Raw genomic sequence first — 12,590 nt, 5'->3', positions numbered from 1 at the left:
TAATAAAAATCTAAAAATATAAGTATGCTATAATATTAATATAGTTAATTGGTAATTAAGGAAAGGATTGGATGGAATGATTGAAATTACGAATGTGTCAAAAAGTTATAATGGATCTTCATATGCAGTAAAAGATTTAAGTTTAACAGTACCTAGTGGAGAAATCTTTGGATTTTTAGGACCGAATGGTGCCGGTAAATCCACGACAATTAAGATGATTACTGGTATTCATGGGGTGGACAAAGGGACCATTACAATCAATGGTAAAGATATTATGAAAAATCCGATGGAAGCGAAGAAAACATTTGGCTATGTTCCAGATAGTCCGGATATGTTTTTACGATTAAAAGGGATTGAATATTTAAACTTTATGGCTGATATGTATGAAGTACCAAAGGAAGTAAGACAAGAACGAATAGAGTCTTTAGCGAAGAAGTTTGATCTTTATAATGCTTTATCGGATCAAATTCAAAGTTATTCACACGGTATGAGACAAAAAATCGTTATTATTGGAGTGCTTATACATGAACCAGATGTGTGGATTTTAGATGAACCATTAACAGGGCTGGATCCGAAATCTGCATATATTTTAAAAGAAATGATGAGAGAACATGCAGATAAAGGGAAGATTGTATTTTTCTCTACACACGTATTAGAAGTGGCGGAAAAAATATGTGATCGCGTCGCTATTATTAATAAGGGGAATTTGCAGTTTAAAGGAAATTTAAATGAAATGAGAGATCATTTTAAATCCAATGAATCACTTGAAAAAATGTTCTTGGAGATGACGGGTAATGAGTAAAATTTGGACGTTAACGAAAGTATTATTGAAATTAAATTATGCAGATTTTATAACTGATAAAAAGAAACGATGGGCTTATTTATTTTCATTTGCAGCAATATTATTTGTAGGTTTTTTAATATTTGGTTCGATGACCCACGGAATGTATGAAGGAATGATACATCTCGGACAGGATCCAGGGATTATTATTGCAATGGGATTAGCTATTGCTAGTATATGGGTATTTTTGATGAGTATTATGAACATTTTAACAGTGTTTTACTATAGTAATGATGTTGAAATGTTACTACCGTTACCGTTAAAACCAGCGCAAATTATTTCGGCAAAGTTCTTTACAGTGTTAATTACACAATACGTAATGAGCTCGTTTATTTTATGGCCTATCTTTATTACTTACGGTTTAAAGAGTGGTGCTTTCATTACATATTACATTTATATGGTTGTCATTTACATATTTTTCCCGATCGTTCCGTTAGTGCTAGCTTCGTTAATTATGACAATTATTATGAGGTATACGAATATAGCGAAAAATAAAGATCGAGGAAGTATATTTATTGGAATCGTAAGTATACTATTTATCGTCGGAATCAATGTATTTATGCAATGGAGAAATAAAAGTGCAGTATCTGGAGCTGGAGATTCAGTTGCGAATTATCTTGCAAATAATCAATCCTCCCTTTTCATACAAATGACAAATTATTTTCCGACTACATATTTTGGTGCAATGGGATTAGTAGAAAATGCATCGTGGAAGGGAATATTATACGTACTAATATACATTCTTATTTCTATCGCATTTTTCGGGCTGTTTTACTACATTGCAGAGCGTACATATTTGAAAGGGGTTATTGGACTTTCAACGAGTACAGCAAAGAAAGAGGTAATTTCAGCAGAAGGTTTACAGAAATCAACGGTACAAAGTTCTCATTTAAAAGCATATGTGAAAAAAGAATTTAAAACGTTATTCCGTACACCGCAATTTTTCTTAAATTGCATTGTGCAAACTTTTGTAATGCCGATTATGCTGTTCTTTATTTTATTTGTACAAGATGGAAATTTAAAGTTTATTACGGAATATGTAAACAATCCAGAGACAGCGGGTTTTGCAATTGGTGCTGGCCTTTGTGCATCGTTATTTTTAATGGGAAATAACGTAATTGCAACAACATCATTTTCTCGAGATGGAAGCTCTTGGTTTGTGAATCGTTACTTACCAGTAAAGGCTTCCGATATCTTTTTCGCAAAAACATTAACAGCTTGGTTAATTAATATATCAATTTTAGCTGTATTCGGTATTACGATGGCATTTGTAGCAGGGGTTTCTCCAATATTTATGGTACTTTGGTTTTTACTAAGTGCGAACGGATTATTGTTAATCAATTTAATCGGAACACGCTGGGATGCACAAACTGCAGATATACATTGGGATACAGAGCAGAAATTATTTAAAAGTCGATATACAACTTTGTGGAATTTTTTAGCTAATATTTTAATAGCTTTAATTATTGTAGCGGGAGTAAGTTTATTATACTTTGTCCTTCATGTTGGACTGTGGGTTATGTTTATTATTTTATTTATACTGTTTACCATTGCCAATTTAATTTTAATTAGAATTTTAAAATTAGGTGCAGAGCGTATATTGTCAAATATTAATTAAGAAGATAGATCCTCTGTATTCGTGCAGGGGATCTATGCATAGATGGGGGAGAAAAAGTGAGAAAAATAGCAATTGTAACAGGGGCAACTCGTCTGAATGGAATTGGTGCAGCTGTATGCAAAGTGCTTGCTCAAAAGGGGATAGACGTTTTTTTCACGTACTGGCCTCGGTATGATAAATCAATGCCGTGGGGAATGAATGATCAAGAACCTTTTTTATTGAAAAAGGAAATTGAAAGTTATGGCGTTCGATGTGAAATGGCAGAAATCAACTTATCGCAGTCTTATTCGCCTAATCGTGTATTGTATATGGTATCAGAACGTTTAGGCGAGCCATCTATTCTTATTAATAATGCCGCTTATTCTACTCATACGAAAATTGAAGAGTTAGATGTAGAACAGTTAGATAAACATTATACGGTTAATGTGCGTGCTACTATGCTATTAAGTTCGTTATTTATAAAACATTATTCACTCAAAACGAGTGGAAGTATTATAAATCTAACTTCAGGGCAGTCATTAGGACCAATGCCGGATGAACTTGCATACGCAGCAACGAAAGGAGCAATAGAGGCATTTACAAAGTCAGTTGCACCAGTTGCTATGGAGAAGGGGATTACAGTCAATGCTGTGGATCCAGGACCAACGAATACAGGATGGATTACTGAGGAATTACAGCATCATTTAGTATGGAAATTCCCGCAAGGAAGAGTTGGAGATCCGGTGGATGCTGCGCGATTAATAGCTTTTTTAGTAAGTGAAGAAGCGAAGTGGGTTACTGGGCAAGTAATTCATTCGAATGGTGGTTATTCATAAAATTATTATGTTAACAAGTGTTGAGAAACAAAAAAATTAGGGATAATTTTATTTTTTTGTATAAATAAAATGTCAAGAAAGATAAAAAATTGATAGGAGAGTATATTGCCACATGTAGATTACAATTCTCTATGTGACAATATACTCTTTTTCTTTTACTACAGAGGAGAAAAATAAGGTAGAAGAAACTCGAATATTAAAATGAATTTATCAGTTTTTGTACGTATTATTATGAAGATTACTGTCGGAAAGATGGTGATTCGTGTGAAAAGGAGTTTTTTAAGGGAAAATAGAATCGTAAAGAGAAGGATAAAATTGTAAACATAGGGGGATTTTTATGAAAATGAAAAAGGTCGCTATCGCATCAGTAGCAATTGGTACAATGCTTTCAATGGCAGCTTGTAGTACCTTCACAGATAAAGATGAAGCGAAGAAGGATCCAGCAACTGCACAAAATGAAGAGCAATCAAAAACGACAAGTGCAGATGAAGCGTCAAAAACAACGAAAGATACTGAAAAAGACACAAATACTTCTTCGAATGAAAAAACAGATAAGGATGCAAAAAATACGAAAGAATCATCAGGAACAGAAAGTAACGGTAAAACAACAAAAGAAAAAGAAACGACAGGAAAAACGAATGATCAAACTACTAGCGGGAAAACAACAGATCAAAGCACAAGTACAAACAATAACGGAAAGACAACGAAAGATCCGAAGAAAAGCGTAGCTGTGAAAGCAAATGTAAAAGAAGTCGTTACATTAATTGAAAGCTTAGACAAGCAATTAGCTGCAAATCCTAAATTAGAAACGGTTAATAAACTTGGAAAACAAATTAATGAGAAGTGGGATGTAATTGAAAAAGATATAGAAGCATCACATCCAACTGAATACAAAACAATTGAACAAAGTTTGTATCCATTAATTATAAGAGCGGAGAAAGAAAAGATCGATATTAATAAAATGAAGTCATTAACGACGAAAACGAAAAAAGATTTAAATCAATTATTGACGAAGCTTTCATAGTTTCAAACTATGGATACTATTGTTGAATGGATTCAATAAGATAAATTTGTACCCAGATAACGAAAAAAACGTCATCCTTTCTATAGAAAGGATGACGTTTTTTTATGTCTGTTTTTAAATATGACGAGTTACAATTATTTGCACAGGAAATTCAATGTCTTTTGTCCCATATCGCTAAAGATATTGGGTTTGTACAGCGAACGAGCATGTAGCAGGTCCTTTGGATTCTTTTTATTTTAGCGAGAATACTTAGTGAATAGTTGAATTGCTTTTTCGGGTACATAGAATTTCCCGTTGCTTTCTACAACGATGCTTCCTAATTCATGATCTTCTCCACCGATACAGATAATATTTTTATTAACAGACAATTTTGCCGATGTATTATCGCGTTTTACTACAAGCACCGGGTTTCGTGCATCCTTTTTGTCAATTGCTACAGTTGCACCAATTTGTTTAAAGGCTGTTTCAGCATCTAAGAATAATTTCTTAGTTATTTCTCCTAATTGAAAACCCATTGCTTTGGCCATTATTTTCGCAATGTCTGTATTTTGGACTAAACCGTATGGCTTTTGAGGACCGTAAGAGTATAAGAATACATCTTCACCCGTATGACCACCAGTTGTAAAACCGATGTTCGCCCGGTTGGCCAATAATTTAGTAAGGATTGGACCTACATCAGTTTTCTTTTGTGCATCTTTTAATTTTTTTCTTTCATCATCAGTTAGGTTGTCTAAACCGTAAAGTACAGCGACTTCTTTTAGATTAGATAAATCATCTTTTAGTTTATTTGTAGCACCTTCAAGTGTCATTTTTGCCTTTTTCAGTGGGTCTATGTAAGCTGATACTGGTGTAGTATCATAGCCTTTTGTGGTATTGCTGTTACCAATGGAAATACCGCTATTCCCATGATCCGCTAAAGCAATGACCATAGTGTTACCATCTTTCTTCGCAAATTCTAATGCTTCTGTAACCGCATCATCAAACGCCAATACATCGCTAATCATCCCGATTGGGTCATTTGCATGTGCTGCCCAATCTGCCTTACTGCCTTCTACGAATAAGAAGAAACCATCTTTATCTTTTGATAATGTTTGAATTGCTTTTCTCGTCATCTGGGAAAGAGTTGGCTGCTTAGGATGATTTGCCTCACGATCCATATCGAACGCAAGGGCAGTATTAGAGAAAGAACCCCAGATTTTATTTGATTTGGAGTTTAATAAGGCATCTTTTGTTTCGACAAAGTCGTATCCTTTTCCTTGAATTACTTTTACTAAATCTTCGTTGTCTTTACGAATTCCATTGCTTGTCGTAGGCTGAAGTGCTGCCTTGCCACCACCTAATACAACTTCTATATTTTGATAAACTTGCTGTTCACCAATTACTTCAAAATTCTTACGGTTAGCATGGTGGGCAGAAAAACTAGCCGGAGTAGCATGCTGAATTTCTGATGTAGCAATGATTCCTGTCGCGCGGCCGGAATGTTCTGCGCCTTCTAAGACGTTTGCAACTGGATGAAACTTGCATTTTTCTTTAATGAGTTCTAAGCCAGGTGAATTCACAACAGAAGGTAATACGCCCACGTAGCCTGAATTTGATTTGTTTCCTGTCGCTAAAGCTGTGGCTGCCGGTGCAGAATCCGTAATAGCTGATTCTGCCGAATATGTACGAACACCTCCGGATACAATTTGATCTAGTGCAAGAGGTGAACCCTTGTACCACCGGGCTAATGTTGTAGCAGAAGAGCTTGTCCCATCTATAACCATGAAAATTACATTTTTGGGTTGCTTTCCTACTTTTTTCACCTCAGCTTTTACCTTGTTATCGTTCATTATGCTTCCTGTTGCTAATGACCATAGTGCTATCGTTCCTGCTAATGTTAGTCCCATTATCTTTTTACGAAGATTAGTCATTGTGGTTCCTCCATAGGTTGTTTTCGATATCTCAATCTAACGTTCGTATGTAAACAAGATTTATTATTAGTAGTACCCTATTGCAACGAAACTAACAATAACTATGGAGTCAACAAGTTAAATTTAAGCTACTTCTTCAGCAAAACATTCTCCTCATATAAAACTTCTTTGCACCCTTAGTTGTACGGTCTTTCTTATAAAAAGAATCTTCTCTTTATTTTAGGGGAAACATTTAAAAAAGGATGGTGGGAAAATGACAATTGATCGAGTTTGTACAATTGGGCCAGCAAGTAATAATAAAGAAACATTAGCGCAGTTAATAAACAATGGTATGAAAATTGTTCGGTTGAATTTATCACATGGCACGCATGAAAGTCATAAAGAGATCATTCGTTTAGTGAAATCGTTAGACGATTCTATTAAAATTTTAGGGGATGTACAAGGTCCTAAAATAAGATTGGGTGAAATGAAAGAGGAACAAATTACACTTGAAGCAGGGGAGTTATTTATTTTACATACCAATCCAGTTCAAGGGAATAAAGAAGAAGCAAGTGTTGATTATGTAGGGATTGCGAATGACGTGAAAGTTGGAAGTAGAATTCTTATTAATGATGGAGAAGTTGAGTTAATCGTTGAAAAGGTAAGTACGGACAAAATAGAAACGAGAATAAAAACCGGTGGAAATATTGCCTCTCATAAAGGGGTGAATTTACCTGGTGCGACTGTTAGCTTACCAGCTATTACAGAGAAAGATAAAAAAGATATTCAGTTTCTTTTAGAAGAGAATGTTGATTTTATTGCGTGTTCCTTCGTGCGAAAACCTTGTCATATAAAAGAAATACGGGATTTTATACAAGAGCATAAAGAAACTGCCCCAAGTTTAATTGCAAAAATAGAAACGCTGGAAGCAATCGAGAATTTTCAAGATATATGTAAAGAAGCGGATGGAATTATGATTGCAAGGGGAGATTTAGGTGTGGAATTGCCGTATCAATTTATTCCACTGTTACAAAAAATGATGATTCGTGAGTGCAATCGAACAAATACATATGTAATTACAGCAACACAAATGCTTCAATCTATGGTAGATCATTCTATTCCTACAAGAGCTGAGGTGACGGATGTATTTCAGGCTGTATTGGACGGAACGAATGCTGTTATGCTTTCTGCTGAAAGTGCATCAGGGGAGCATCCAATCGAAAGTGTGAAAACATTACGTCTCGTTTCTGAATTCGCGGAGCATGTAAAAAAAGATGGTCCTTTTGCGATGAAAGAGGTACTGGAATTACTACATAAGTCTCTTTAATTTACATAGAAGGATGTATCTCTCATCCTAAAAACGTACGGAAACGCATTAGGGTATGAGGTGCCATTTTAGTATTTACTTACAGATTGAAAGGTGGCATGCCTGCTGCCTATATGAAAGAATCATTATGGAACATAGAGGTCTTTCGAAAATCTAAAGAAGGATTTTAAATTAATTAATCCAATTATCTCATTTAAAATATGTTCATTCCTATTCATAAATGATATCCTTATAGTTGAATACTTTTGCTGAACCAGCAAGAATTTGTTGTTCTTTCTGTATGAATTCAACTTTTTTATGGAAAGATATGTTAGTAAGTGTGCAATTTGAACGTTTTATTTTTTAGAGTATGATAGGAGGAGAATGAATATGGAAGCAATTGAAGTAGGCGAAATTTTTAGTCTTACCGATGAGAATAATGAAGAACAGGAAGTTGAAGTGCTTGGAGCGATGGATGTCGAAGGAGCAGAATACATTGCGGTTGCCTTTGTAGAAGACATTCAAACAGAAACAGAGGAAGACATTGATATCTTCTTTTTAAAAGTAGAAGAAGATAATGAATTCTCATACATAGAGAATGACGAGGAATTTGAAAAAGTATCTGCGGCGTTCGAGAAGATTATGGACGAGCAAGAACAAGAATAATAAAAAAAATAGTTAGACAAAAGAGGGAGATGTATATCTGCCCTCTTTTTGTATATGGCTGAAAAATACATTTATAGCGATTGATAATTATATTATGTAAACTAAAAGGTTATTTATTTCTTCACTAGAAAAACCACCCAAATGAGGGTGGTTCTTTTTATAAATAACTACTTAAGGAAGAAAGGGGAACCTTTACTTCACTGCCTTCCTTCATATTCCGCAGCATAACGGTTTCTGTAGATATTTCTTCTTCACCAATGATAAGCACATAAGGGATATTCTCTTTATTTGCATAATTAAGAGCACGTTTTAATTTGCGTCCTGCTAGTTCTAGCTCGACTTTTAAGGAAGTAGTAGAACGCAGTTGCTGGGCAATTTGTAAGCATTGTAATTCTGTCCCAAGTGGGATAATAAATAAATCCGCTGTAGATGATATTGTTTCTTTCTGTGATAGAGTGGTATAAATAACATCTAAACCGAATGAAATCCCTACAGTTGGATAGCTCATATTATCACCACGGAAGGCTCCGATAATATTATCGTAACGACCACCGCTACCGATACTAGATGTAATCGTGCCATCTTTTAGAAAGATTTCATACACAGTGCCTGTATACATTGTGAGTCCTCTTGCTAAAAATGGATTGAATATCGTATTTTCATTTATTCCGAGAGCGAGTAAGTATTGCTGTAGTTGTTGTAGTTCATCTACTCCATCGGTAACAAGTGTATTATTGAAAGTGTCTTTAAAGTCGGCAATTGTAAGCTTTAGGCAAGATAAAACAGTATTACATATCGTGTCGGCCATTTCTACAGAAATTCCACGCTCCAATACATCTTTTCGTACACCATCAATCCCAATTTTTTCGATTTTATCCAATGATAAAATTACGTCACTCATTAATTCGGTAGGGATGTTAATAGACTGGAGAATACCGTTTAATAATTTTCGATTATTATATTGAATCGTGACTTCTAAGTTTAACGTTCGGAATAGTTCAAATGCCATGCTCATGAGTTCAGCTTCTGCCATGACTGATTCTACACCGACTATATCAACGTCACATTGAATGAACTCACGGAATCTTCCTTGTTTAATTGGCCCATCTCGAAATACTTTCCCAATTTCATAACGTTTAAAAGGAAGGCGGATGTTCGGATTCATTGCCACGACTTTTGCGAATGGAATTGTTAAATCGTAACGTAAGGCAAGATCGCGTTTTCCTTGATCCTTAAGTGTATATATTTCTTTTAAAATTTCATCGCCACCACCGTACTTGTAAGACATAAGCTCATACATATTTAACGTTGGAGTTTCTAAAGGTTTACAGCCATAACGTTCAAACGTATCTTCACAAGCTCTTTTAATTTTATTTCGTAGTACTTGTTCCGCTGGTAAATAGTCTTTCGTTCCTTTTACATTTTTCATTTCCACCATAATCACTCCTCTTTTAAATTTAAAAAAGCTATGCAGGTATAAAAATACCCACATAGCTTTATGAACGCTTCGTGGGTCAACAGGAAAAGCCCTGTACCCACGAAGAAAAAATTTTCTTAGGATACACGGCGTTACGTATGATGATGAAGTTGGAAAGAAGTATTGAAAGTACACATATGAAATCTCTCCTTAATAAGTTTTTTCAAAGTATAACAGATGATTTTTGAAATATCAATATTTTCAGTTTTGAAATATGCGTGAAGTTATGTAGGAGGAATGGAAAAGGGTGTATAATATAATAAAACTTAATAATATGAAATAACCTTTTAAGGAGACCGCTATGAAAAAAGATAAAACTAATGCGATGCGAATATTAGATAAAGAAAAAGTTGAATATTCGATGATGTCATATGATCCGGACGATGGGAAAATTGATGGCGTATCAGTGGCCGAGAAAATTGGACGAGAAGTGAGAGAAGTATATAAAACACTTATCGCTCAAGGGAATAGTAAGGATTATCATGTGTTCATTATCCCAGTAGATGAAGAACTGAATTTAAAAGCAGCCGCAAGAGCAGTAAGTGAAAAGAAGATTGAAATGATTCCTGTTAAAGATATTACGAAAGTTTCAGGGTATATTCGCGGTGGTTGTTCACCAGTAGGGATGAAAAAATTATTTTCTACATGTATTGATGAGAGCGCCCAATTACTTGAAATGATAATTGTAAGCGGCGGGAAAATTGGCGTGCAAATTGAGCTTAAAGTTGAAGATTTGACGAAAGTGACGAGAGCGCAGTTTGGAGAAGTAACGAAATAAATATACATAGAAAAAGAAGTTCTAGTTTTATTAAATTTAGATAAAGATTTATAGGATAATTAGTCCATTATAGGGCTGATTATCCTTTTTTATTTACAAAATGAATAAAGATTGAATATTCTGTTTAATAAATATAATATAGACATGTAATTTGAATCGTTTGTTTGGCTTTGGGAGAAGGACAAAGCCTCGGCGCGAAGACCTTAAATAAACAATCATAATTATCAATATTAAGATTAAAGGTACTCTTAATAATAAATAAAGGATGGGAGAGTGTTTTAATGAGGGTTCAAGAAATAACCATCGGTAAAAGAAAGGCTATCCTTCTATTGGATTCGGAGGGAGTGCCTTTTTGTTTTGATCTTGTCTTTTGGTCTTCAATTGCTTTTTGTCCTTCGGCTTGGCCAGAAAAGCAAACGAGCCGAAAAAATCAGCTTACTACAAAAATACACCGAGTAGGAAATTGTTGTTTATTTAAATGTTCTGCCAATCTACGTACTTCTGTAAAATTTGTAGAAAACACACGGGAAATGACGAATCAATATTATTGTGTGAATATTATAAAATTTATACAGGTACCTAAATTAAACAATGTTCGAAAGGAGGATAAACAAAACGGTAACTAGGGGGTTACAATTTTTGGTCCAATAAACAAGAGAGGGTACGTATTTTCTCCAAAGATGGTATTCGCTGATTAGAAAATAATCAAACTTAAAAAAGGAGAGGTTATCAATGAGGGGAAGCAGGAAAAGATTTCTTGTTTTAAGTTCGCTAATTTTAATCTTAGGTTTCTTGAGTTTTAACATTCAAAACAAGGTTTATGCAGCAGATGCGTATAATAGTTATAGAATGATTGGCGGTGTAGGTAATAAATTATATTACATTGGAAATGCAAATACTTATCAAAGGAACTCATCTGTAAACGCAATGACAAAATGGAATAATAGTAATGGTGGACTTACCTGGACACCTATTTGGTTTAGCCAAACTACTAACAGACCAGATAGTGATATTGATATAATGTTTAGTAATTTTGGGAATACAGGATGGTATGGTTCAACAGAATGGTACCGTAGTAGTACCAAGCTAAACTCATGGTCCGGAACACCAACAGGTAATTGGAGTTGGTCTAAGATTAATATGAACGATTACTACTATGCAGATATGCAAAACTACGATACCAACACTGAACGTGTTGTTTCTCATGAAATAGGGCATGCTATGGGTCTTGCTCATAACGATATTAGTACAAGTGTAATGCGTATTAAATGGCCGCAAGTACTTGCGCCAAGTAAAGCTGATTTAGATGAAATTACAAGGATGTACCCATAATAATTAATAGGAGGACCTTAAAATGAAAAAATATATTCCATTTTCTATAATAACAACAGTTGTATTATTGGCTTCTGGATGTTCTCAGTTTAATAGTAAAACCGATGCAACGGTAAATAAAACTCAGATAAAAACTGCTGAGGTAGCAAATAACTCCCAGTCAAATGATTTTCCTGTAATTAATATGGGTGGAAAAATGGTGAAATACTATGACGACACATCCACTTTGGTAAATGACAGCTCCTCTGCAATTGAAGGGAATATAGTTAAAAATAAATATACGATATATAACGAAGTATATTTTACCATTTCAACAGTTGTTGTCACAGATGTATTAGAAAGTAATGATAAGCTTAAAGTAGGCGATAAAATAACGGTTCTTCAAACTGGTGGAGTTTTCGAATATAAGTCCGATCCAAAAAATAAAAAGACATTTGATACGGAGCAATCAATGAAAGATGGCCAACAATTTGAAGTAGTTTTTGAGAATGCTCCTGTTATAAAAGAAAATAAAAAAGTAATTCTTTTTTTGGAAAAATATAAAGGCCCAATTAGTTGTCAATATGTAACTAGTGGTGATTTCCAAGGGAGATTTCCAGTGGATGAAAATACAGATACTGTGAGTCCGCAAAATAAAGATTTTAAAGAAAAATTCATAAAAACAAATGACTTAAAGGAAAAAATTAAAAAGTTAAAAAAGGAAAAACAATAAAACGAAAATAATTAAGCTACCAAATAATAGAAACGAAACCAACTGTGCTATTTAAAATGGTACAGTTGGTTTCGTTTTGGTATTAACGCTTGCGAAGGTAAAGTTTTTTGCGATTTTGGGCATTTTTTCCCG

The 12,590-nt window shown here is 34.4% G+C and carries 12 protein-coding genes; 10 read left to right on the top strand and 2 right to left on the bottom strand.

The genetic code is table 11. The features are described 5' to 3' along the window. The first annotated feature begins 76 nt into the window (after nt 1-76). The 4 genes from BWGOE10_RS16590 to BWGOE10_RS16575 all read left to right on the top strand — a co-directional run bounded on the left by BWGOE10_RS16590 (nt 77) and on the right by BWGOE10_RS16575 (nt 4,298). Nucleotides 77-802 (top strand): ABC transporter ATP-binding protein, encoded by a 726-nt coding sequence (locus BWGOE10_RS16590; RefSeq protein ID WP_070144102.1) that lies wholly within the window; start codon nt 77-79, stop codon nt 800-802. Next, on the top strand, nt 795-2,459 hold the full coding sequence (locus BWGOE10_RS16585; protein ID WP_070144101.1) for a putative ABC transporter permease subunit: 1,665 nt from the start codon (nt 795-797) through the stop codon (nt 2,457-2,459). The genes BWGOE10_RS16590 and BWGOE10_RS16585 overlap by 8 nt, the downstream gene beginning before the upstream one ends. 56 nt (nt 2,460-2,515) lie before the next feature. Further along, nucleotides 2,516-3,274, top strand: coding sequence for an SDR family oxidoreductase (locus BWGOE10_RS16580; RefSeq protein WP_070144100.1), 759 nt, complete (start codon nt 2,516-2,518; stop codon nt 3,272-3,274). Nucleotides 3,275-3,611: 337 nt separating this feature from the next. Continuing rightward, nucleotides 3,612-4,298, top strand: a complete 687-nt coding sequence (locus BWGOE10_RS16575) for a hypothetical protein (protein ID WP_070144099.1) — start codon at nt 3,612-3,614, stop codon at nt 4,296-4,298. 236 nt (nt 4,299-4,534) lie between these two features. On the opposite strand, the gene BWGOE10_RS16570 is transcribed toward BWGOE10_RS16575, so the two are convergent. Further along, on the bottom strand, nt 4,535-6,208 hold the full coding sequence (locus BWGOE10_RS16570; protein ID WP_070144098.1) for an alkaline phosphatase: 1,674 nt from the start codon (nt 6,206-6,208) through the stop codon (nt 4,535-4,537). A 253-nt stretch (nt 6,209-6,461) separates the two neighbouring features. Between BWGOE10_RS16570 and BWGOE10_RS16565 the strand changes: the two genes are divergently transcribed. Continuing rightward, nucleotides 6,462-7,514, top strand: a complete 1,053-nt coding sequence (locus BWGOE10_RS16565) for a pyruvate kinase (RefSeq protein ID WP_070144097.1) — start codon at nt 6,462-6,464, stop codon at nt 7,512-7,514. Nucleotides 7,515-7,877: 363 nt separating this feature from the next. Then, nucleotides 7,878-8,159, top strand: a complete 282-nt coding sequence (locus BWGOE10_RS16560; protein WP_002013967.1) for a DUF1292 domain-containing protein — start codon at nt 7,878-7,880, stop codon at nt 8,157-8,159. A gap of 157 nt (nt 8,160-8,316) precedes the next feature. On the opposite strand, the gene BWGOE10_RS16555 is transcribed toward BWGOE10_RS16560, so the two are convergent. Then, nucleotides 8,317-9,597 (bottom strand): histidine--tRNA ligase, encoded by a 1,281-nt coding sequence (locus tag BWGOE10_RS16555; protein WP_070144096.1) that lies wholly within the window; start codon nt 9,595-9,597, stop codon nt 8,317-8,319. A gap of 340 nt (nt 9,598-9,937) precedes the next feature. On the opposite strand from BWGOE10_RS16555, the gene ybaK reads away from it, so the two are divergent. From ybaK to BWGOE10_RS16535, 4 genes are all read left to right on the top strand, one after another. Further along, entirely contained in the window at nt 9,938-10,414 is a 477-nt protein-coding gene (gene ybaK, locus BWGOE10_RS16550; protein ID WP_070144095.1) for a Cys-tRNA(Pro) deacylase, read from the top strand. Between the two features lie 281 nt (nt 10,415-10,695). Next, entirely contained in the window at nt 10,696-11,040 is a 345-nt protein-coding gene (locus BWGOE10_RS16545; protein WP_236735984.1) for a hypothetical protein, read from the top strand. A 106-nt stretch (nt 11,041-11,146) separates the two neighbouring features. Further along, nucleotides 11,147-11,746: a matrixin family metalloprotease gene (locus BWGOE10_RS16540; RefSeq protein ID WP_070144094.1), complete on the top strand. Its 600-nt coding sequence runs from the start codon at nt 11,147-11,149 to the stop codon at nt 11,744-11,746. 22 nt (nt 11,747-11,768) lie between these two features. Next, nucleotides 11,769-12,458: a hypothetical protein gene (locus tag BWGOE10_RS16535; RefSeq protein WP_070144093.1), complete on the top strand. Its 690-nt coding sequence runs from the start codon at nt 11,769-11,771 to the stop codon at nt 12,456-12,458. The last annotated feature ends 132 nt before the right edge of the window (nt 12,459-12,590 follow it).

The sequence above is a fragment of the Bacillus mycoides genome, assembly GCF_001757995.1.
Classification (GTDB): domain Bacteria; phylum Bacillota; class Bacilli; order Bacillales; family Bacillaceae_G; genus Bacillus_A; species Bacillus_A mycoides_B.
Note: the sequence above shows the minus strand (reverse complement) of the source record. Positions and strands in the feature narration are given on the sequence as shown.

Bases quoted from the DNA above. Each gene is read 5' to 3' on its own strand.
- BWGOE10_RS16590 (WP_070144102.1), top strand. From the start codon at position 77: ATGATTGAAATTACGAATGTGTCAAAAAGTTATAATGGATCTTCATAT.
- BWGOE10_RS16585 (WP_070144101.1), top strand. From the start codon at position 795: ATGAGTAAAATTTGGACGTTAACGAAAGTATTATTGAAATTAAATTAT.
- BWGOE10_RS16575 (WP_070144099.1), top strand. From the start codon at position 3,612: ATGAAAATGAAAAAGGTCGCTATCGCATCAGTAGCAATTGGTACAATG.
- BWGOE10_RS16570 (WP_070144098.1), bottom strand. From the start codon at position 6,208: ATGACTAATCTTCGTAAAAAGATAATGGGACTAACATTAGCAGGAACG.
- BWGOE10_RS16565 (WP_070144097.1), top strand. From the start codon at position 6,462: ATGACAATTGATCGAGTTTGTACAATTGGGCCAGCAAGTAATAATAAA.
- BWGOE10_RS16560 (WP_002013967.1), top strand. From the start codon at position 7,878: ATGAATATGGAAGCAATTGAAGTAGGCGAAATTTTTAGTCTTACCGAT.
- BWGOE10_RS16555 (WP_070144096.1), bottom strand. From the start codon at position 9,597: ATGGTGGAAATGAAAAATGTAAAAGGAACGAAAGACTATTTACCAGCG.
- ybaK (WP_070144095.1), top strand. From the start codon at position 9,938: ATGAAAAAAGATAAAACTAATGCGATGCGAATATTAGATAAAGAAAAA.
- BWGOE10_RS16545 (WP_236735984.1), top strand. From the start codon at position 10,696: ATGAGGGTTCAAGAAATAACCATCGGTAAAAGAAAGGCTATCCTTCTA.
- BWGOE10_RS16540 (WP_070144094.1), top strand. From the start codon at position 11,147: ATGAGGGGAAGCAGGAAAAGATTTCTTGTTTTAAGTTCGCTAATTTTA.
- BWGOE10_RS16535 (WP_070144093.1), top strand. From the start codon at position 11,769: ATGAAAAAATATATTCCATTTTCTATAATAACAACAGTTGTATTATTG.